19 protein-coding genes are annotated in these 19,172 nt (G+C 67.6%); 5 read left to right on the top strand and 14 right to left on the bottom strand.

Features of this window, described 5'->3' with window-relative positions; translation table 11 throughout:
* Window positions 1-21: 21 nt before the first annotated feature.
* From pgl to DTQ71_RS12135, 3 genes are all read right to left on the bottom strand, one after another.
* Complete coding sequence (gene pgl / locus DTQ71_RS12145) at window positions 22-693, bottom strand: 6-phosphogluconolactonase (RefSeq protein ID WP_109564566.1); 672 nt, start codon at window positions 691-693, stop codon at window positions 22-24.
* A 105-nt stretch (window positions 694-798) separates the two neighbouring features.
* The gene (gene zwf / locus DTQ71_RS12140; protein WP_109564565.1) at window positions 799-2,253 is read right to left on the bottom strand and encodes a glucose-6-phosphate dehydrogenase; all 1,455 of its coding nucleotides are present in this window, start codon (window positions 2,251-2,253) and stop codon (window positions 799-801) included.
* Window positions 2,254-2,283: 30 nt separating this feature from the next.
* Window positions 2,284-3,426: an anhydro-N-acetylmuramic acid kinase gene (locus DTQ71_RS12135; RefSeq protein ID WP_109564564.1), complete on the bottom strand. Its 1,143-nt coding sequence runs from the start codon at window positions 3,424-3,426 to the stop codon at window positions 2,284-2,286.
* Between the two features lie 67 nt (window positions 3,427-3,493).
* On the opposite strand from DTQ71_RS12135, the gene tyrS reads away from it, so the two are divergent.
* Both tyrS and DTQ71_RS12125 read left to right on the top strand, forming a co-directional pair.
* Window positions 3,494-4,744: a tyrosine--tRNA ligase gene (tyrS, locus tag DTQ71_RS12130; protein ID WP_109564563.1), complete on the top strand. Its 1,251-nt coding sequence runs from the start codon at window positions 3,494-3,496 to the stop codon at window positions 4,742-4,744.
* Between the two features lie 64 nt (window positions 4,745-4,808).
* Window positions 4,809-4,997, top strand: coding sequence for a hypothetical protein (locus DTQ71_RS12125; RefSeq protein ID WP_109564562.1), 189 nt, complete (start codon window positions 4,809-4,811; stop codon window positions 4,995-4,997).
* Between the two features lie 33 nt (window positions 4,998-5,030).
* Here DTQ71_RS12125 and DTQ71_RS12120 read toward each other — a convergent pair whose 3' ends face one another.
* From DTQ71_RS12120 to DTQ71_RS12085, 8 genes are all read right to left on the bottom strand, one after another.
* On the bottom strand, window positions 5,031-5,984 hold the full coding sequence (locus DTQ71_RS12120) for a DUF3179 domain-containing protein (protein WP_109564561.1): 954 nt from the start codon (window positions 5,982-5,984) through the stop codon (window positions 5,031-5,033).
* A gap of 83 nt (window positions 5,985-6,067) precedes the next feature.
* Entirely contained in the window at window positions 6,068-6,619 is a 552-nt protein-coding gene (locus DTQ71_RS12115) for a peptidylprolyl isomerase (RefSeq protein WP_109564560.1), read from the bottom strand.
* Window positions 6,612-7,112, bottom strand: a complete 501-nt coding sequence (locus DTQ71_RS12110) for a peptidylprolyl isomerase (RefSeq protein WP_109564559.1) — start codon at window positions 7,110-7,112, stop codon at window positions 6,612-6,614. The genes DTQ71_RS12115 and DTQ71_RS12110 overlap by 8 nt, the downstream gene beginning before the upstream one ends.
* A gap of 70 nt (window positions 7,113-7,182) precedes the next feature.
* Window positions 7,183-8,295 carry a PAS domain-containing protein gene (locus DTQ71_RS12105; RefSeq protein WP_109564558.1) on the bottom strand — a complete coding sequence of 371 codons (1,113 nt, stop codon included), beginning with the start codon at window positions 8,293-8,295 and terminating at the stop codon, window positions 7,183-7,185.
* A gap of 104 nt (window positions 8,296-8,399) precedes the next feature.
* Window positions 8,400-9,062 (bottom strand): DUF533 domain-containing protein, encoded by a 663-nt coding sequence (locus tag DTQ71_RS12100; protein WP_109564557.1) that lies wholly within the window; start codon window positions 9,060-9,062, stop codon window positions 8,400-8,402.
* A gap of 44 nt (window positions 9,063-9,106) precedes the next feature.
* Entirely contained in the window at window positions 9,107-11,461 is a 2,355-nt protein-coding gene (locus tag DTQ71_RS12095; protein ID WP_109564556.1) for a TRAP transporter large permease, read from the bottom strand.
* Between the two features lie 75 nt (window positions 11,462-11,536).
* A complete protein-coding gene (locus DTQ71_RS12090) occupies window positions 11,537-12,454 on the bottom strand; it encodes a TRAP transporter small permease subunit (protein ID WP_109564555.1) in 918 nt (305 codons plus the stop codon).
* A gap of 63 nt (window positions 12,455-12,517) precedes the next feature.
* Window positions 12,518-13,600 (bottom strand): TRAP transporter substrate-binding protein, encoded by a 1,083-nt coding sequence (locus DTQ71_RS12085; protein WP_109564554.1) that lies wholly within the window; start codon window positions 13,598-13,600, stop codon window positions 12,518-12,520.
* Between the two features lie 990 nt (window positions 13,601-14,590).
* Between DTQ71_RS12085 and DTQ71_RS12075 the strand changes: the two genes are divergently transcribed.
* Entirely contained in the window at window positions 14,591-15,988 is a 1,398-nt protein-coding gene (locus tag DTQ71_RS12075) for a cache domain-containing protein (protein ID WP_109564552.1), read from the top strand.
* A 240-nt stretch (window positions 15,989-16,228) separates the two neighbouring features.
* Here the strand turns inward: DTQ71_RS12075 and DTQ71_RS12070 are convergent, their stop codons facing one another.
* Together DTQ71_RS12070 and DTQ71_RS12065 are read right to left on the bottom strand one after the other, a co-directional pair.
* Window positions 16,229-16,558, bottom strand: coding sequence for a VPLPA-CTERM sorting domain-containing protein (locus DTQ71_RS12070; RefSeq protein WP_170125416.1), 330 nt, complete (start codon window positions 16,556-16,558; stop codon window positions 16,229-16,231).
* 85 nt (window positions 16,559-16,643) lie between these two features.
* Complete coding sequence (locus DTQ71_RS12065; protein ID WP_146204850.1) at window positions 16,644-16,922, bottom strand: hypothetical protein; 279 nt, start codon at window positions 16,920-16,922, stop codon at window positions 16,644-16,646.
* A gap of 165 nt (window positions 16,923-17,087) precedes the next feature.
* On the opposite strand from DTQ71_RS12065, the gene DTQ71_RS12060 reads away from it, so the two are divergent.
* On the top strand, window positions 17,088-17,735 hold the full coding sequence (locus tag DTQ71_RS12060; protein ID WP_109564810.1) for a response regulator: 648 nt from the start codon (window positions 17,088-17,090) through the stop codon (window positions 17,733-17,735).
* Window positions 17,736-17,872: 137 nt separating this feature from the next.
* Here DTQ71_RS12060 and DTQ71_RS12055 read toward each other — a convergent pair whose 3' ends face one another.
* On the bottom strand, window positions 17,873-18,472 hold the full coding sequence (locus DTQ71_RS12055; protein WP_109564549.1) for a lytic transglycosylase domain-containing protein: 600 nt from the start codon (window positions 18,470-18,472) through the stop codon (window positions 17,873-17,875).
* Between the two features lie 202 nt (window positions 18,473-18,674).
* Here DTQ71_RS12055 and ssb point away from each other — a divergent pair, with 202 nt between their 5' ends.
* Window positions 18,675-19,172 carry a single-stranded DNA-binding protein gene (gene ssb / locus DTQ71_RS12050; RefSeq protein ID WP_109564548.1) on the top strand — a complete coding sequence of 166 codons (498 nt, stop codon included), beginning with the start codon at window positions 18,675-18,677 and terminating at the stop codon, window positions 19,170-19,172.

Below are 19,172 nucleotides of genomic sequence, written 5' to 3'. Positions count from 1 at the left end.
GGCTCCTTTCGCGGTCGTTGGTCAGGCCGCCCAGTGGACGGTCGCGTCATTGAGGAACGCGGCGATGGGCAGCTCCATTGGGTCGGCGCCGCGCGCCTTCTCCAGCACGGCGCGCTTCTCCTCGCCCATGATGAGGACATGGGTCTCCATCGCGCCCTCAAGGGCCGGGCGCGACAATGTGATGCGCGGCTCCCCCGCGCCCTCGGCTCGCATCGGCAGCAGCAACGGCGCGTCCGGCGCCATCGCTTCGGCCAGGCGGTCCGCTCCCGGGAAGAGGCTCGCCGTGTGCCCATCCGTGCCCATGCCCAGCAGAAGGAGCGAGATCGGCAACTCGCCCTCGAACCCGTCGATCAACCCGGGGATTCCATCCTCCGGTGTCTCGGCCTCGTTCACCAGGGGCACAAGGGTGGCCGCCGCAGCCCGGTCGGTCAGCAGCGTCCGCTTCAGCAGCGAGGTGTTCGAGCGCGCATGCCCCTCGGGCACCCAGCGCTCGTCGTTAAGAAAGACATGCACCCGCTCCCAGTCGAGCCGGGCGCCCGAGAGCGCACGGAAGGTTTCGCCCGGCGAGGACCCGCCCGGCACGCAGAAACTCGCATGGTCATGAACCATCAGGCTGTTCTTGAGCGACGAGGCCAGGGCGTCCGCCAGGCCCATCGCCAGGATTTCGCGGTCGGGATAGTCGATCAGCTTCATACGCCCGCTCCTTCTTCTGGCCGGAAATACTCCGGGGGATTTTCAAGGGGCCCCGCGGGCCCCTTGAAGCAGGGAGCGCGAGGGACGGCAGTCCCTCGCGTTACTCTACTCCTCCAATTCGCGCCACCGCCGGCCGTCGCGGTGCATCAACATCAACGCTTCTTCCGGCCCGCTGGATCCCTGAGCGTATTTATAGGGCTGCGCGCGCCGTTCGACCCAGCCCTCGATGATCGGGTCGGTCCAGGCCCAGGCCGCCTCGACCTCGTCGCCGCGCATAAACAGGGTCTGGTCGCCTCGGATCACGTCCATGATGAGGCGCTCATAGGCGTCGGGGATCTCCTCGCCTTGGGGGCCCAGCGCGTCGGCGAATGTCATGTCCAGCGGCACATTCACCAGCCGCATGCCGCCCGGGCCCGGCTCCTTGATGGTCACCGAGAGGTCCATCCCCTCGTCGGGTTGGAGTCGAATCGTCAGCGTGTTGGCGGGCGATCCTTCGGTCCGGTCGAAGATGGAATGCGGCGTTTCCTTGAACTGGACGACGATCTCGCTCAGCCGCCGGCTCATCCGCTTGCCGGTCCTCAGATAGAAGGGCACGCCCTTCCAGCGCCAGTTCGACACCGCGATCTTGAGCGCGATGAAGCTCTCGGTCCGGCTCTCCGGGTTTTCCGCATCCTCGACATAGGACGGCCCGTCCGGACCCTCCCGGTATTGACCGCGCACGATTTCGGCGGGTGTCAGCGGGTCGAGCGCGCGGATCACCTTGAGCTTCTCGTCGCGCAGCATGTCGGCGTCGAAATGATTGGGAGGCTCCATCGCCGTCAGGCAGAGCAGCTGCATCAGGTGGTTCTGCACCATGTCCCGCATCGCGCCCGACTTGTCGTAATAGGCCCCGCGCCCGCCCACGCCGACCGTCTCGGCCACCGTGATCTGGACGTGATCGATATAGCGGGAATTCCACAGCGGCTCGAACATGACATTGGCAAAGCGCACGGCCATCAGGTTCTGGACCGTCTCTTTCCCGAGGAAGTGATCGATGCGGTAGATCTGATGCTCGTCGAAGCTCGCGGCGAGATCGGCATTGAGCTGCCTTGCGCTTTCGAGATCGACGCCGAACGGCTTTTCGACCACCAGGCGGGAGTTCTCACAGGCGATGCCATAGGACCGGAGCCGCTCGGCCAGAGGGCCGAAAAGCGCCGGGGCGACCGAGAAATAGAAGGCCTTCACGGCCTCGTCGCGCACGGCCTCCTTCAGCTGCTCCCAGCCGCCTTCGCCCTTGGCGTCGATCGCGATATAGCTGCATTGGGCCACGAAGGCGTCGATCGTCTTCTTGTCGCGCTTCGCCTCGCTGACGAACTCGGCCAGCGCGTCGCGGACAAGTTTGCGGAAGCTCTTATCGTCCATCTTCGATCGCGCCGCCCCGATGACGCGGGCGCTCTCGGGCATCTGGCCGGCGACGAAACGACGATAGAGCGACGGCAGGATCTTGCGGGCGGCGAGATCGCCTGTGGCGCCGAAGAGCACCAGGTCGAAATCGTCGACGGGAATCGTTCTGGAAACCATAGCGGGTCCTTCTCGCTGGCGCTGATAGCGCTAACGGTCGCCTCTTACGCGGCGGCCCGCAAGCTGTCTAGCCTCCAGCGCCGAAAGGTCCAGATCGCCCGAAATCTTGCCACCTCCGACATTGGCCCGCACCCCCGTCGTCCCCGGGAAGGACGTAGCCAGGCCGCGCGCCACCCGCACGGCGAGAAAGGCGAAGGCCTGCGCCTCCAGCATGTCCCCATCGAGCCCCACCGCCTCCACCGGCTGCACGTCGCACAGCGTCGCCAGCCGCAGCGCCTCCATGATGGCTGCATTGTGCCGCCCCCCTCCGGTCACGAGCAAGCGCGCAGGCTGCGTCGGGCAGAGCTCCAGCCCCAGGGCGACGGCGCCGGCGACCACCGCGACCCAGCTTGCCACCGCATCGACCAGCGGCAAGGCGTCGATCTCCGCTCCGGCCTCGGCAAAATCGTCCCGGTCCAGGGATTTCGGGGCCTCGGCCTCGAAATAGGGCAGACTCAGCAGCGCGCCCACCAGATCCAGCCGGGCCCGTCCCGCCGCGGCCAGTACGCCGCCCGCGTCATATCGCGCGCCCGTGCGCGCCCGGACCAGATCGTCGATCGGCGCATTGGCCGGCCCCGTATCGAAAGCCAGCAGCGCGCCGGTCTCCTCCATCGGCGCGGTCGGGTCCACCCAGGTCAGATTGCCCACCCCGCCCAGGTTGAGGAAGGCCACGGGCTCGGCGGCGCGGATATAGCGGGCGCAGGCGTGGTGATAGGCCGGCGCCAGGGGCGCCCCCTGCCCGCCCAGCGTGACGTCGGAGGTGCGGAAATCCCAGACAACCGGCCAGCCCAGCGCCTCGGCCAGCAGATCGCCGCGCCCGGCCTGATGGGTGCGCCGATGGGCCGGGTCATGGGCCAGGGTCTGGCCGTGAAACCCGACCAGATCGGGCCGCCCGAATTGCCGGAGCAGCGCGAGATGGGCCTCCTCGACGGTATCGGCCGCCGCCTCCACGCCTGGCTCGCCCGGCCAACGCCCGAGCGCCGCGCGGATCGCCGCCCGCTCGGCGTCGTCATAGGCCCGATAGCGGCGCTCGCCGAACCGCGCGATACTTTCCCCATCGGTCCAAAGCTCCGCCGCGTCCACCCCATCGAGGGAAGTCCCCGACATCGTCCCCAAGGCCCGGATCGGCCGCATGTCCCTTCCCCTTCGCCCGCCACGGCCCTATTGAGAGGCCCTGGCACAGAGAGGACCCTAACCCGAGATGACCTACCACCCCAAATCCGACTTCATGCGCGTGATGATCGAGCGTGGCTTTCTGGCCGACTGCACCGATTATCAGGGGCTGGACGAAGCGCTGATTGCTGGGGTCGTCCCGGGCTATATCGGCTTCGACGCCACGGCGTCCTCGCTGCATGTTGGCTCGCTGATCCAGATCATGATGCTGCGCTGGCTGCAAAAGACCGGCGGCAAGCCCATCGTGCTGATGGGCGGCGGGACGACCAAGGTCGGCGATCCCAGCTTCCGCGCCGATGAGCGGCCGCTGCTGACGCCCGAGCAGATCGCCGCGAACATCGCGGGCATCCGCAAGGTTTTCACCAATTACGTCACTTTCGGCGACGGCCCCTCCGACGCGATCATCCTCGACAATGCCGAATGGCTGGATGGGCTGAACTATCTCGACTTCCTGCGCGATGTCGGACGCCATTTCAGCGTCAACCGCATGCTCAGCTTCGAGTCGGTCAAGTCGCGTCTCGACCGGGAGCAGTCGCTCAGCTTCTTGGAGTTCAACTACATGATTCTCCAGGCCTACGACTTCCTGGAGTTGCACCGCCGCCACGGCTGCCTGCTTCAGATGGGCGGCAGCGACCAGTGGGGCAACATCGTCAACGGCATAGACCTGACCCGGCGGATCCTCGACGACCAGGTCTTCGGCCTGACCTCGCCGCTGCTGACGACGTCGGACGGCAAGAAGATGGGCAAGTCGCAGTCTGGGGCGGTCTGGCTCGATGCGGAGCTGCTCTCGCCCTATGAGTTCTGGCAGTTCTGGCGCAACACGACCGATGCCGATGTGGGCCGCTTCCTGAAGCTCTATACCGAACTGCCGCTGGAGGAATGCGAGCGGCTCGGCGCGCTGGAAGGCGTGGAGATCAACGACGCCAAGATCCGGCTGGCCAACGAGGTAACGACGCTGCTGCACGGGGCGGAGGCCGCGGCGGCGGCCGAGGCGACAGCCCGCGAGGTGTTCGAAAAGGGCGGCGCGGGCGATGACCTGCCAACCGTCACGGTCACGCCCGAGGAGGTCGCGGCGGGCGTCTCGATCGTGCAGCTTTTCGTGCGCACGGGGCTCGCCAAATCCGGCAAGGAGGCCAAGCGCCTGATCGCCGAAGGCGGCGCGCGGGTGAACGACGAACACCTGAGCGATCCGGGCCTCGTGCTCTCGGGGGAGGCCTTCGCCGAGCCGGTCAAGCTGTCGGCCGGGCGCAAGCGGCACGCGCTGGTCCGGCAAGAGTGATCGGAACCTCCGACGGTTGGCGCGGGTTTGTCAGCGAACCCGCATCAACCGAAGGAGGCCCGCGATGAGCGCCCCCGACACCAATATCGAAAAGCAAAAACGCCACCACGCAGGCCCGCTGATCGGCATCACCGCCGGTCTCGTCTTTGCCGGCATCCTCGTCTTCGCCCTGGTCACACTGATGGCCGGGGAGCCCGGTGAGGGCGAAGCCGACGTCGTGCCCAGCCCCGACGTCACCGCGACCGACGAATGACCGCAGACGTCCCGGCCCGAACGGGCCGGGGCGCTACTCCACCATCCAGATCCCGTCCGGATGGAAGGCGTGAAACGCGAAGGCGAACATGACGTCATGCACCACGTCGGCGCCATCCGCGTTTCGCACCCGGATCGAACCGATATCGCGGCCCTCCGCCAGATCGCCCGTATCGAGGGCGCTCGCCTGCCCCGGCTGCCAGTCGATCGTGACGTCGGCTTCGCTGACGCGCCCGGCGCGCGCCAGACGCTCCAACGGCCAGGCCCTCTCGCCCACGCGAACCACCCGCGCCAACGGCTCGATCCCATGGGGCGGGGCGTCGCCGGTGTAGAGAAACGGCCATTGCGACGAGTCGTATCTCTCGTAGGGGTTGCGGCCGTAGGGCCGGTTGGCGCGTGGCTGGGCCATCACCAGCCCGTCGGGGTTGCGGGACAGGAACTCCGACCAGGGCTCCATCCAGGATGGCAGCATGGTCAAATGCACCCCCGTCATCTCGCCCACGATCCCCTCGCCCACGGCCTGCTGCCACCAGCTCTCGGTCTCGCGGTCATACATGATCATGTCCGAATGGCGCAGCTTGCCCGTCACCCCGAAGGACAGCACCCGATCCCCGACCCGCCGGTCGAAGGTCACGGCCGAGTTGCAGAGCGGACAGAAGGTGACGGCGACGGGCAGGCCGCCCACCGTGTCGTTCACGATCTCGTGCCAGGTCAGGTACCGGATGGGATAGGCACGCGGGACGGCGCCGGGCATCTCCAGCGCGATCACCGGCTCGCGCGCGGCGAGGCGTGTCTCGTCGGCGGCGGGGATGAAATCCGGCGCGTCGAGCGCCGGTATCCCGTCCCGCCCCGGCCCGCCCGACCGGACCTCGATCCAGGGAATCGCGCTGCGGGAGAAATCGGTTCCCGGCCATTCGTGACGCCAGAAATCGGGATCCGCCGCGGCAGGCGTGGCAAGAAGCAGGAGGGAGAGAATGATGGCACGCATGGCGCCAGGATAGCATCCGGGACGGGCACGCGCTCGTCACAACGGCGCGAGCGCGGCGGACATCGGCCCGCCGCCCCCGTTCGTCAGTCGATGACGCGTACGTCTTCCATCACGTCCGGCCGGCCGGTGACGGCCCCGCCGCGGCCCTGGCCGCGCTTGATCGCATCGACCACTTCCATGCCCGAGGTCACTTCCCCGATCACGGTATACTGGCCGTTCAGATGCGGCGCAGGCGCGAACATGATGAAGAACTGGCTGTTGGCCGAGTTCGGGTTCGCGGCGCGGGCCATGCCGACGACGCCGCGCTCGAACGGACGGTCCGAGAATTCGGCGTCCAGATCGTCGAGATCGCTCCCGCCGGTCCCGGCCAGCGACATGTTGCCGCCGATGCGGCCGTGCTGGACGTCGCCGGTCTGGGCCATGAAGCCCTCGATCACCCGGTGGAAGACGACGCCGTCATAGGCGCCCTCCCCCGCGAGTTGCGAGACCTGCGCGACGTGATTTGGCGCCAGATCCTCGAACAGGTCGATGACGATGGTGCCCTCGGCCTCGCCGGTCACGTCGATCTCAAGCCCGGTCGCATGCGCGCCGCCGGCGACCAGCAGGGCGACCGCGGTGGCGGCCAGCTTACGCATCGGCGGCGACCTTGACCGAGATCATCTTGTCGGGGTTCGCGGGCGGCTCGCCCCGGGTGATCTTGTCAACATGCTCCATGCCTTCGATCACACGGCCATAGACCGTGTATTGGCGGTTCAGGAAATGGTTGTCGGCGAAGTTGATGAAGAACTGGCTGTTGGCCGAGTCCGGGTTCTGGGACCGCGCCGCGCCCAGCGTGCCGCGATCATGGGGCACGCCCGAGAACTCGGCCTTGAGGTTCGGCTTGTCGCTGCCGCCGGTGCCGGCGCGCGCCATGGAGCCGCCTTCCTTGCCGTGCTGGACGTCGCCGGTCTGGGCCATGAAGCCCTCGATCACCCGGTGGAACACAACGCCGTCATAGGCGCCTTCGCGGGCCAGTTCCTTCATCCGGTTGCAATGGCCCGGCGCGATGTCGGGCAGAAGCTCGATGGTGACCGGCCCGTCCTTGAGCTCGATGATGATGGTGTTCTCTGGATCTTTGATCTCGGCCATGCCGGGCGTCCTCCGTATCTTGTTGCAGCCTACCTATGCCGGCGGCGCTGCGAGGAAAAGGCCGCGCCGTTCAATCGCTCTCCAACGCGGGCGGACCGCCATCCCGGCCGCGCGCGGTGTCGGACACGACGCGCGTGCCGCCGGGCTCCAGCGAGGTGTCGAGAACGTTGTCCAGATCGAGCGTAATCACCGAGCCGCCCGGCCCGGTCGTCACCTTCAGGTCGCCGCCCAGCTTCTGCACCAAGCCCTGAACGATGCGCGCGCCCAGATTGCCCTCGCGCGGCCAGTCGGAGGACATGCCCACCCCGTCATCACTGACCGTCAGACGCACCCGATCGCCTCCGCCCTGCTTGAGGCTGACCGAGACGAGCCCCTCCTGTCGGCCCTCGAAGGCGTGCTGCAAGGTGTTGGACAGGATTTCGGAGGCCACCAGACCCAATTCCCCCGCCGGTTCGCTGCGCATGTAGACGGGGTCCACGTCGATGGTCACCCGGATGTCCCGGCGGCCGTCCAGCGCGCCCACGGTCGAGGCGACGCGGCTGACATAGCCCCCAGCCGAGACCACGTCATAGCGCGGGGCCTGCGCCTGCGGCGGGCTGGAGAACTCGTCATAGAGCAGCGACAAGGCGTCGATGCGCCGCGACAGCAACTCGTAGCCCGCGCTCCCCTCCCCGGCGGTGGACTGCATCCGAACCAGCGAGGCGACCATCTGGAGATGGTTCTTGATCCGGTGCTGCATCTCGTCGAGCCGGTCGTCCAGCGCCTGCACGGCGGTGCCTTGGGCCGGGACGGTGTCGAGCACTTCGGTCTGGATGCCGAGAAAGGCCTGGAGCTCTCCCTCCGGGTCGAGGATCGGCGAGATCATCAGCCGGTTGCGGAAGGTCCGGCCGTCCGCGCGGGTGTTCTTGAGAGTGACCGTGACCGACTCGCGCGCGGCGATGGCGTCGGCCAGAATCCGGATCTCCTCCTGATCGCGGTCCTCGCCCTGGAGGAACCGGCAATTGCGCCCCACCGCCGCGGAGGCGGTATAGCCGGTCAGACGCTCGAAGGCAGAGTTGACGTAGATGATCGGATTGTCGTCCCGCGTCGGGTCCGTCAGCACCATCGAGAGCGGCACATTGGCGAGGATCGCCTCGCCGACGCGAAAATAGACGTCTTCCTGAGGATTGTCCTTCGCAGCCATGGCCGCCCCGTATCGTCCGCACCTGCTCTAGAGGTTAGCATTCGGCCCCGAATTCTCCAGAGGAGCGGCGCGCCGACAGCGCGTCAAGGCTCTGCGCGGGCCGGTCAGCGCGCCTTTCCGGCGGCGGCGTGAAGCTGCGCGACCTCCGCCTCGGGCAGGCGCAGCGCCCGGGCGAAACTGGACAGAAACGCCGTCTCCGCCTGTCGGTCCGGGTCGATGGCGGTGAGCGCGGCGGCATAAACCTCGGCTTCGTGGCCGATGGGCACGTCGCGGGCCAGCGCCTCGGGGTCGACGGGCTCCCGCAAGCCCGCGTCGAGGGCGGCACGCTCCTCCTCGGTCTCCATCTCGCCCATCAGGTCGTGCAGGATCTCTCGTTCGGCGGCGTCGATCTCGCCGTCGGCGCGCACCGCCTGACCGATGGCGCGGATCATGGCGCGGGCCGTTTCGTCATCCTGCGGGCCCCGTTCGGCCATCTCCATCGTATGCGTGGTCCCCAGGCCGCCCAGCGCCCCGGACCCGCCCGCCATCGCGGCGAGGCCCCCAAGGATCCCGCCCAGGCCGCCCGGCGTCGAGGCTCCGCTCCCCAGGGCATTGAGCACCGCCCCCAGGCCGCCACCGTCCCTGCCGCCCAGCAGCCCGCCCGACCCGCCGACGCGATTGAGCTCATCGCGCAGGCCCCGCATCCCGCCTCTCGCGCGGAAGGCCTGGTACCCCTTGGCCGCCGCGAAAGCGATCGCCATCCTCATGGCCGTGCGCTTCAGAGACATGGTCGACCTCCGTGGCAGAGACGCGCCGCCCGGCGCGGCCGGCCTCAGGGTAGCAGATTGGGCACGATCGTCACGATGGCCGGGAAGAACCACAGGATCGCAAGACCCGCGACCTGAATGAGCACGAAGGGCAGCACCCCACGATAGATATGGCCCGTCGTGACCTCCTTCGGGGCCACCCCGCGCAGGTAGAACAGGGCAAAGCCGAACGGGGGCGTCAGGAACGAGGTTTGCAGGTTCACCGCGATCATGATCGTCACCCATTTCGGGTCGAAGGTGCCGCCATAGATGACGGGGCCGACGATCGGGATGACGATGTAGATGATCTCCAGGAAATCGAGGACGAAGCCCAGGATGAACAGCACCAGCATCACGATCAGGAAGACCTTCAGCTCGTTATCGAAGCTGCGCAGGAAGTCCTGGATGTAGTGCTCGCCCCCGAAGGAGATCAGCACGAGGTTGAGAAGCTGCGATCCGATCAGGATGGTGAACACCATCGACGTGACCTTGGCCGTCTCGCGCACCACCGGGGCCAGCACGCCGGTGCGGAACAGCACCCAGCAGGCATAGAGCAGGCCGATGAACGCGATGTGATAGGAGATCTGGGCGATCACCGTGGCGATCACATCCGCCGTGGTCGTGGTCTCCAGCCCGGTCCGCAGGTCGAAATTGATCCCGAAGAGCAGCATCACGACCAGCGCGAGCGAGGCCATGAGGATGATCGAGCCCTTGCCGCCGCCCTCCTCCTGAAGCTTGCGATAGGCGGCGAGCATGATCGCGCCGCCCGCGCCCAGCGCCGCGGCCGGGGTCGGGTTGGTGATGCCGCCCAGGATCGAGCCCAGCACGGCCACGATCAGCACCAGCGGCGGGAAGACCACGCGCAGGAGTTCGTTCTGAGCCAGCCGCGAGAAGGCCGGGCCGACGCCATAGAGCACCAGAGCCATCGGGATCGCCATCAGCACGAAGGTCGTGCCCGACGTGGTCGTCGGCGCGATCAGAAGCCAGTCGATCAGCAAGGCGAGCGCCACGCCTCCCGCCCCGATCAGAAGCGGCCGCCCATCGGCGAGCGGATTGACCGCGCGCGCCGTAGACAGGACGAGCGCGAGGCCGATGAAGAGGACCGCGATGCCGGTGCCGATGGGCGCGGCGGCGGCGATGGCGGCCTGACGCGCGGCCTCCAGCTCTTCGGCGGTGCGTTCCTGGGCCATTTGCACGCCGCCGGCGGCGTCGATCTCGGCCTGCTGGGCGACGGCCTCGTCCCAGGCCGCCTGCCCGTGCAGATCGATCATGGCGGCCTGACAGTCGGGCGAGACATTGGTGCGCAGCGACGCGGTGGAGCCCGCGTCCGAGAAGCTGGACACCCGCACGTCCTGGCTGCCGATGATGCCGGTCTGGCCCAGCACGATGGCCCCCAGGACCAGAGCGACGGGCACGCCCAGCGCCCAGGTCAGCATGTCCTCGCGGGTCGAGACGGTGCCCTGGCCGTCCGCCATCACGACCGCCGGCGCCTTGCTGGGGTTCAGGAGCGCGAAGCCGAAGGCATAGGCGCCATAGAGGAAGGCCAGCAGGATCCCCGGCAGCAGCGCCGCCTGGAACAACGTGCCGACCGAGACGACGGCCGGCTCGCCCAGATAAGTCAGCGCATCGGAACACCCGACCAGTTGGGCGCGATTCTCCTGCGCGGTGGAGTAGATGTCGCCGGCGAGCGTGCCCAGGAGCACGATCACGATGGAGGGCGGGATGATCTGCCCCAGCGTGCCGGAGGCCGCGATGACGCCGGTGGCCAGCTCGGGCGAGTAATTGTTGCGCAGCATCGTCGGCAGCGCCAGCAGGCCCATGGTCACGACGGTCGCGCCGACGATGCCCGTCGAAGCGGCCAGGAACGCGCCCACGATCACGATGGAGACGGCGAGGCCGCCCGGCAGCGGCCCGAACACCCGCGCCATGGTGGTCAGCAGGTCGTTGGCGATCTTCGATCGCTCCAGCGTGATGCCCATCATCACGAACATCAGCACGGCGAGCAGCGTCTCGATGGAGGCGCCCGCGATGACGCGCTCGTTCATGCGGTTGACGATGAAGGAGATGTTGCGGTCGATCGCCTGCTCCCACCCGCCGACGAAGACCGGCTCTAGGACGCGCGGAAGTTCGGGGTATCGGAAGATCGAGATCGTGTCGCGCCTGACGCCTTCGGCAACGAGCGCGGCGTATTCGGCGGAGTTGGTGTCGATGGCCGCGTGCAACAGCAGGCCCGCGCTATCGAGCGCGGCGATGATGCCGAAGCTGATAACCCCCGCGCCCGCGATGGCGAAGGCCACCGGGAAGCCGGACATGATGCCCCCGAAGAGGCAGAGGAAGACGATGATCAGGCCGACTTCGACCCCGTCCAATCCGAATGGCATGTCAGTTCCCCTCGTCTCGGCCCCGCGCCTCGTGGCGGGCGGGTGGCCCGTCGTCTTGCCGGACGCGCGCCGGCGTCAGTGGATTTCCGCCGCGCGCTGGGCATCTTCGTCGCCCAGGATGTCGCGGTCCAGATAGCGGTCGGCGCTCATGTCGCCCTCGCGGTATTCGAGCCAGCTGCGCCAGAAGAAGGTGAGCGCCTGCAGGAAGGCCGTGGCCGCGAAAAGCAGGATCAGCACCTTGAACAGGAAGTAGGCGTCGAAGCCGTTGGGGCTGAATCCGATGGTCTCGATGTTCCAGCGCACGGCCCGCCCCTTCATCAGCAGCCGGTCCAGATCCTCGGAGGCCGAAGTCGCGGGCGTGATCATCGAGCGCCAGAAGAAGAACCAGGAAAACAGCCAGATCAGCACCAGCGACGGCACCATGAACAGGAGCGACCCGGCCATGTCGATGGCGCGCTTGGTGCGGTGGCTGACGGCGGAATAGACCAGATCGACGCGCACATGCCCGCCCTGGATGAAGGTCCAGGCGACGCAGAGGCAGACGACCATCGCGTTGTAAAGCTTCAGCTCCTCCGAATACCAACTCAGGTCTCGGGTGAAGGTCGTGCCGAAGGGGCCGATGGAAATCTCGGAGACCCGGAAGATCCGCTGAAGGAAAACGATCATGATCTGCTGGATAACCATGATCAGACCCGCCCAGGCCGCGATGCGTCCGATCCAGTTCAGCGTGCCCTCGAAGACGCGCACGACCCCCCAGAGGAAGTCGCGGTAGAAGTAGCCTGCGATGGTGATGACCAGGAAGACGGCCAAGATGACGAAGAACAGCTCGGCCGAGGCGCCGTAGTAGATGAGCCGCATCAGGCTCTGCTTGTCCTCCAGCGTCTCCCAGGAGGTCGTCCAGGCCAACCAGGAACTCGGGTTCAGGATCGCGTAGCCCAGGTTGTAAAAAGCCAAGGCGAGATTCGTGAAGAACCAGGAAATCGCGTCGAACATGGCGCCCCCCGACGGCCGGTAGGTGGGTTGCCCGCCCCCCAGCGGGGGCGGGCCGGTTTCGCGTCAGCCGCGGACGCGGTCGCGCTGATTGCGATAGGTGCCTTCCGACCGGGTGATCCAGCTGGAGGAGGCGCGCATCGACTCCATGGCGCTGTCGTGGATTTTCTTGAACAGGTCGTCGCCCATGTTCTCGTCCATCACGGCCTGAGAGGCCGCACCCATCGCGTCCCAGACGCTGTCGGGGAACTCGCGCACGGTGACGCCACCCGACTGCAGCCGCTGGAGCGCGGTGCCGTTCTCGGCCAGGAACTGCGCCAAGTTCCACTGGTGGGCTTCAGCCGAAGCGATCTCGATGATCTTCTGCTGAGCGGGGGTGAGGCTTTCGAACACGTCGCGGTTCGTCGCGACCGAGAGGCCCGCGCCCGGCTCGTGGAAGCCGGCGGTGTAGTAGATCTTGGTGATCTCCTGGAAGCCGGCCTTCTCGTCGGCCCAGGGACCGATCCACTCGGTGCCGTCGATGGCGCCCGAAGACAGGGCCTGGTACACTTCCGAGCCCGGCAGATTCTGCACAGAAGCGCCCATCTTGCCCAGCGCCTGGCCGCCAAGGCCCGGCATACGGAACTTGAGACCCTGGAAGTCCTCGGGGCCGGTGATCTCCTGACGGAACCAGCCGCCCGACTGAGCGCCGGTATTGCCACCGAGGAAGGACTTGAGGCCGAAGATCTGGCCGAGCTCGTCATGCAGCTCCATGCCGCCGGCATGGTAGTACCAATTGGCCAGCTCCTGAGCGGTCATGCCGAAGGGCACGGCCGTGAAGAAAGCGTAGCCCGGGTGCTGACCGACGAAGTAATAGTCGGCGCCATGATACATGTCGGCCTGACCGGCGGTCACGGCGTCGAACACCTCGAAGGCCCCCACAAGCTCGCCCGCCGCCTTGAGGTCGACAGTCAGCTGGCCATCGGACATCGCGGTGATGCTGTCGGCGACGCGCTGCGCCGCGTCATGCACACCGGCGAGGCCGCGGCCCCAGGTGGTGACCATGGTCAGCGTGCGGTTGCCCTGCGCGTAGGCGGGCGCAGCAAGCGCGGTCGCACCGGCGGCAGCACCACCGATCGCGGAATTCTTAAGGAATGAACGGCGGTCCATCTCTTCCTCCCTATGGGTTTTGTTGCCCACCGACCCTCCCGGCGGCGGGACTGCCCCGGTCTGAGGCGTAGCGCGACTTCTAGGGATCGCCGCCGTGGTGTCAAATACCGGATTCTACGCATAGCGCCTTTTCAGTGAGCACGACGCCGCCATGGACGCGCTGCGCCGTTCCGCCGCCAGGGAACTGCGTCCGACAGCCTCATGATCGGGCGCGCGATCGGCCTCGTGGTCGGGACGGACGACCAGACCGGCATGGCTTGTCCCATGGGGCTGACGACCTGCGGGCGGGTCGGGGCCGAGGGCACGTCCCGTGCGGCGGCCAGCTCCGATAGCTCGGTCGGCCCTCTGAGCGGCCTGCGCGATGGGGCCTGTCGCCTCTGGATCGCGCAATTCCGCGTGCTCGCCGCCTTCAAGGGCACCGGGGCCCTTTGCGAGCAGGGCCACATCACGGACGGGGCGTGCTTTCTTCGCCGCCTCCCGAGGCGTTGTACCTGCTGCTGGCCGATCACAGCGACGCCCGGATCGATCTCGGCCCCCCAGATCAGCCATGCGGCGGCGCACCGACGTTCCGCCGAAGAGCGGGGGACCATCGTGGATCTCGGAAAAGCAGCCGAACGCGACATCGAATTGCAGTCGCCCGGGATCTGCGGCCGACAGGGAGGCCCCGCTCGAACAGGCGCGCCTCCTGCGACATCAGCGTCGCCGGCCAGACCTGTCTCGGCAATCCGGCGGATGTCGCGACCTGGAGGCCGCGAGACCGTGACCATCCCCGAGAGGGACAGGCCGACCGAAACAGTCTCCCACCCGTTCGGACCTGTGTTCTGCCGGTTCGACGCGCGCTCGGCCCCCGTCGGGGCGTCTGCCCCCGGTGGGGATGAGGACGGAGGGCCGGTCGACGCCGCTCCATCCCGGCGCGGCTCGGCAGCTCTTTAACTGAGCGAGCCTTGCGGGGGCTGGTCCTCGGGGACGGAATGCCCTTTCATCGACCCCATGCTGTCACGCCTCTCCTACGGGCAGCGTCTTCTGCTGCTGGCCGCCCTGCCCCTGATCGTCGCGGTCGGGGCCATCGCCGTGCTTGTCACGCTGCAATCGGAGCGGATGGCCCAGCGAGAGATCGAGACCCTCGAAGCCGCCATGATCACAGCCAAGCAGCGCGAATTGCGCAACTACCTGCAACTCGCCCGCACCTCCTTCATCACGATCTACGGCAACGCCGCCCCCGACGACGAGGCGGCGAAGCTGCGGGTGACGCAAATCCTGTCGGCGATGATCTATGGCCAGGACGGGTTCTTTTTCGTGTTCGACTATGACGGGACCAATCTGGTCGCCCCGCGCCAGACCTGGCTGATCGGGCGCAACTGGTCGGGGCTGGAGGATGCCGAGGGCACGCCGGTCACCGACAGGCTGATCGCGCTGGCGCGCCAGGGGGCCGGCTACCATTCCTATATCTGGCGCAAGCCCTCGACGGGCGAAGAATCGACCGTGCTGACCTATGTGATCGGACTTCAGGACTGGCAGTGGGCCATCGGCACCGGCGTTTTTCTGGACGACGTTCTGGCCCAGGTCGAGACCGCGCGGGCCGACGTGCGGGCCGAGGTGCGCGCGCAGTTCCTCCGAATCGGGGCAATCGCTCTGCTGGCCCTGCTCGCCGTCTTTTCCAGCGGGTTCCTGATTACCGTGCGCGAACGCCGTCTGGCCGATGTGAAGCTCAAGGAGCTGACCCAGCGCGTCCTCGACACCCAGGAGGAGGAGCGCGGCCGCGTGGCGCGCGAGTTGCATGACGGGATCAGCCAGCTGCTGGCCGGCATCCGCTTCCGGCTGGAACTGGCGCGCCGCCTGACCGCCAAGGGCGACGCAAAGGCCGAAGGCGCCGTCGACGCGGCCATCGAGGGGCTGCAAAGCGCCATCGGCGAGGTCCGCCGGATCAGCCACGACCTGCGCCCGGGCGTTCTGGACGATCTGGGACTCAGCCCCGCGCTCAAGACGCTCTGCGAGGCGTTCGAGGCCCGAACGGGCATTTCGGTCGAATTCCGCACCGTGGTCTTCCGCAACCGCCTCGATATCGAGGCCAAGACGGCGCTCTACCGCATCGCCCAAGAGGCCCTGACCAATATCGAGCGCCATGCCGAAGCGACCCGGGTGTCGGTGCGCGTCTACGGACACCGGCGCGGCGCGACGCTGCGCGTGGAGGATGATGGACGCGGGATCAGCCGTGCGCGCCACGGGCTCGGCCTGCGCAACATGGCCGAGCGGATCGAGCAATTGGACGGCACGCTCACACTGACCTCCGGGCCGGAGGGGCGCGGAACGGTGGTCGAGGCGACGGTTCCGTTGACGCACCTGCTCGCCCCGGCCGGGCAGGACGCCCCGAGACAGGCCGCGGAATAGCTCCGCCCCCGCCGCCGATGGATGAAGGACACCGCGCATCCATCTGATATAAAGGCGAAACCTTTGGGCGAGTTCGCAGACGCCCCGCCCCGCCGGGCCGAAAAGCGTCACCCAACCGACCGTAGGCATCCCTGTGCCGAAACGTCCGGGCTCCCCGCCACGCGGGACAGGACTCGAGGGCGACCGACGCGCGCCGCCCCATGACGCGCGGCCACGTGCGCCCGTGGCGGCGCCTTCGGATCAGGCGGCCCGGCGGCGCGCGGTCATCCCTAGGGCGCCCAGCCCGCCAAGCAGTAGGAACACCCCGGCCGGCAACGGCACGACCCCGTCGGCGAAGCTGCCGTCGATCCGGATATTCGCATCGGAGGCAGCGATAATGCCGGAAATCACCAAGCCTCCGGGCCCACCGAAAGTCGGCCCGAACAAAAGGGCGTCCGAGGGCCCCTGCGCCGCGGATGTGAACGTGTCGAGGCGCGCGATCTGATTCTGCCAATCGAAGACCGGGGTCAGGCCGATCCAGTATGTCCCCGCGGACAGCGCGATGCCGAGCCCGTTCACGGGAGCGGTCACCTCGCGCCCGGACTGAACAAGCGACGCCGTGGTGACGCGCCCAAGATCGCCTCCCGCGGACGGATCGCTCGTCGATGTCAGGGGGTCACTGGTCGAAGATGTTCACAACCGCGTCGACCGAAGACGGAAAGGGGAATCCACCGGTATTGAAGTTGAGGGTCTGGATGCTGTCGATCACCACATCGCTCGAAAAGGCGACACCGCTGAGGATGTACGCATAGTCCACCGTACCGCCCGGCGCACCATGGTTCACGATCCCGCTGCTTCCGCTGGGAGCCTGGTTCCAGAGCGTCGCGGCCGCCGCCGGCCCAGCTGCGACCAAGACCGATGCGATCGCTGCGAGAACGAAATTTCTGTGTTTCATGTGCTTCCCCATCGCCGCGTCTCGACCCGGGTTATGCTTCCCTTATGGTAAATCATGCTGCCGAAGCGACAAGCAAGAGGTTTGGCTCTCCCCTCCCCGATGCCGGTCACGGCGTCTCCGCTTCTCCGCCTTGCCGCGCCGGACCGCGTGGCGTATCGCCCCGGCATGTCCTCCAAAGCCCCCATCCGCGTCCTCGTGGTGGACGATCACGCCATGGTGGCCGACGGGCTGCGCGCCCTGCTGGAGACCTATGACGACCTGGAGGTCGTGGGCACCTGCCGCGACGGCCAATCCGCCGTCGAGGCCTGCGCCAAGCAAGCGCCCAACGTCGTCCTGCTCGACCTCAACATGCCGCGCATGAACGGCCTCGCCGCGACCGAGATCCTGCAGGAGCGCTATCCCGCCATCGCCGTCCTGATCCTGTCGATGCACGACACGCCGGAATATGTCGCCACCGCCATGCGGCACGGCGCGGTCGGCTATTGCCTCAAGGACCAGCCGGGCGACGAGATCCGCCGCGCCATCGAGACGGTCGCGCGAGGCGAGCGCTATCTTTGCCCAGGCGCGGAAGAGGCGCTGGAACCCGGCCCGGACGGAACCGAGCCGCTGACCTCGCGGGAGCAGACGATCCTGCTTCTCCTGGCGCGCGGGCGGTCCAACAAGGAAGTCGCCCACGAGCTCGACATCTCGGTGCGGACGGTCGAGACCCACCGCAAGAACATCAAGCGCAAGCTGGGGATCTCGTCGACCGCTGGCCTGACCCGCTACGCGATGGAGCATGGCGTGCTGCAAGGGACGGGCCTCGGCGGCTGACCCGATCCGGGGCGCGCGCGCGGCCCCGACAGGCGCGCCGATCGGGAACGACGGACTGGGACTCTGCCCCAGACCCCGGAGTATTTCTGGCCAGAAGTAAGGAGGGACGGGCCGTCGAGGCTCGGCCGGACGGCTGGTCAGCCCTGGTCCAGGATCACCCGCACGTAGTTGCGCGTCTCGCGGAAGGGCGGGACGCCGCCATGGCGCTCCACCGCGCCGGGGCCGGCGTTGTAGGCGGCGAGCGCCAGCCGCCAGGAGCCGAACTTGCGGTATTGCTGGGCTAAGTAGCGGGCGCCGCCCTCCAGGTTCTGCCGGGGGTCGCGCGGATTCACGCCGAGCAGGCGGGCGGTGCCGGGCATCAGCTGCGCCAGACCCAACGCGCCTTTGTGGGAGCGGGCATTGGGATTCCACCCCGATTCCTGACGAATCAGCCTTAGGAACAGGTCCTCGGGCACGCCATGGCGCCGCGCCGCCGCCCGCGCCTCGGGCAGGTAGCGGGACCGCATCGAGCCGTCATAGCGCGGGATGCGTTCGCGGGTGGACAGCGACCGCAAGCCGGGCGTTTCGGGAACGAGGCGGCTGGAATGGGCGTATTGTTTGCTCAAGCGCCGGTCCATCAGCGCGGTTTGCTGCGAGAACAGAGCGATTCGATCCCGCCCGGCCGATTGCGCCTCGGCGGGCGGCGCCATCCAGACCCCGCCGAGCGCCAGGGCCAGCGCCCCTACCAGATGCCGCATGTCGCACCCCCCGTTCCTGTCGAAATCATGGTCGCGGGCCGTCTGACGCGGCCCGTCTGAAAACTTGGGCGACCCTAGCCAAGACGCGCCCACTTTCCAAGCCCGCCTCCCCTTTCGTCTCCCCCAGCGACCCTGTAGGGGCTAACCGGATATTAACCATCGCCGGGTCAGACGGACCGGGCGACGGAGCGGGGAGCGAGCCATGGCCGGAAGTGTGAACAAGGTGATCCTGATCGGGAATCTGGGCCGCGACCCGGAGGTTCGGAGCTTTTCGAACGGCGGAAAGGTCTGCAATCTGCGCATCGCCACCTCCGAGACTTGGCGCGACAAGAACTCGGGCGAGCGGCGCGAGAAGACCGAGTGGCACTCGGTCGCCATCTTCAGCGAACCCCTCATCCGCGTGGCGGAGCAGTATCTGCGCAAGGGCTCCAAGGTCTATATCGAGGGCCAGCTGGAGACTCGCAAATGGCAGGACCAGTCCGGGCAAGACCGCTATTCCACCGAGGTCGTGCTGCGCCCCTACCGCTCGGAACTGACGATGCTCGATTCGCGTGGCGAAGGCGGCGGCGGTGGCGGCGGCTCCTATGGCGGGGGTGGCTATGACGACCGCGGCGGCTCCTCCGGGGGCGGCTATGGCGGCGGCAGCCAGGGCGGCGGCTTTGGCGGCGGCTCGGACATGGACGACGAGATCCCGTTCTGA

Source organism: Jannaschia seohaensis, from assembly GCF_900116765.1.
Classification (GTDB): Bacteria; Pseudomonadota; Alphaproteobacteria; order Rhodobacterales; family Rhodobacteraceae; genus Jannaschia; species Jannaschia seohaensis.
The sequence above is the reverse complement of the archived record's forward strand: the minus strand, read 5'-3'. Positions and strand labels throughout refer to the sequence as shown.

What these genes read in the sequence shown, in the direction of transcription:
- pgl (WP_109564566.1), bottom strand. Translation starts at nt 693, where the DNA reads ATGAAGCTGATCGACTATCCCGACCGCGAAATCCTGGCGATGGGCCTG.
- zwf (WP_109564565.1), bottom strand. Translation starts at nt 2,253, where the DNA reads ATGGTTTCCAGAACGATTCCCGTCGACGATTTCGACCTGGTGCTCTTC.
- DTQ71_RS12135 (WP_109564564.1), bottom strand. Translation starts at nt 3,426, where the DNA reads ATGCGGCCGATCCGGGCCTTGGGGACGATGTCGGGGACTTCCCTCGAT.
- tyrS (WP_109564563.1), top strand. Translation starts at nt 3,494, where the DNA reads ATGACCTACCACCCCAAATCCGACTTCATGCGCGTGATGATCGAGCGT.
- DTQ71_RS12125 (WP_109564562.1), top strand. Translation starts at nt 4,809, where the DNA reads ATGAGCGCCCCCGACACCAATATCGAAAAGCAAAAACGCCACCACGCA.
- DTQ71_RS12120 (WP_109564561.1), bottom strand. Translation starts at nt 5,984, where the DNA reads ATGCGTGCCATCATTCTCTCCCTCCTGCTTCTTGCCACGCCTGCCGCG.
- DTQ71_RS12115 (WP_109564560.1), bottom strand. Translation starts at nt 6,619, where the DNA reads ATGCGTAAGCTGGCCGCCACCGCGGTCGCCCTGCTGGTCGCCGGCGGC.
- DTQ71_RS12110 (WP_109564559.1), bottom strand. Translation starts at nt 7,112, where the DNA reads ATGGCCGAGATCAAAGATCCAGAGAACACCATCATCATCGAGCTCAAG.
- DTQ71_RS12105 (WP_109564558.1), bottom strand. Translation starts at nt 8,295, where the DNA reads ATGGCTGCGAAGGACAATCCTCAGGAAGACGTCTATTTTCGCGTCGGC.
- DTQ71_RS12100 (WP_109564557.1), bottom strand. Translation starts at nt 9,062, where the DNA reads ATGTCTCTGAAGCGCACGGCCATGAGGATGGCGATCGCTTTCGCGGCG.
- DTQ71_RS12095 (WP_109564556.1), bottom strand. Translation starts at nt 11,461, where the DNA reads ATGCCATTCGGATTGGACGGGGTCGAAGTCGGCCTGATCATCGTCTTC.
- DTQ71_RS12090 (WP_109564555.1), bottom strand. Translation starts at nt 12,454, where the DNA reads ATGTTCGACGCGATTTCCTGGTTCTTCACGAATCTCGCCTTGGCTTTT.
- DTQ71_RS12085 (WP_109564554.1), bottom strand. Translation starts at nt 13,600, where the DNA reads ATGGACCGCCGTTCATTCCTTAAGAATTCCGCGATCGGTGGTGCTGCC.
- DTQ71_RS12075 (WP_109564552.1), top strand. Translation starts at nt 14,591, where the DNA reads ATGCTGTCACGCCTCTCCTACGGGCAGCGTCTTCTGCTGCTGGCCGCC.
- DTQ71_RS12065 (WP_146204850.1), bottom strand. Translation starts at nt 16,922, where the DNA reads ATGAAACACAGAAATTTCGTTCTCGCAGCGATCGCATCGGTCTTGGTC.
- DTQ71_RS12060 (WP_109564810.1), top strand. Translation starts at nt 17,088, where the DNA reads ATGTCCTCCAAAGCCCCCATCCGCGTCCTCGTGGTGGACGATCACGCC.
- DTQ71_RS12055 (WP_109564549.1), bottom strand. Translation starts at nt 18,472, where the DNA reads ATGCGGCATCTGGTAGGGGCGCTGGCCCTGGCGCTCGGCGGGGTCTGG.
- ssb (WP_109564548.1), top strand. Translation starts at nt 18,675, where the DNA reads ATGGCCGGAAGTGTGAACAAGGTGATCCTGATCGGGAATCTGGGCCGC.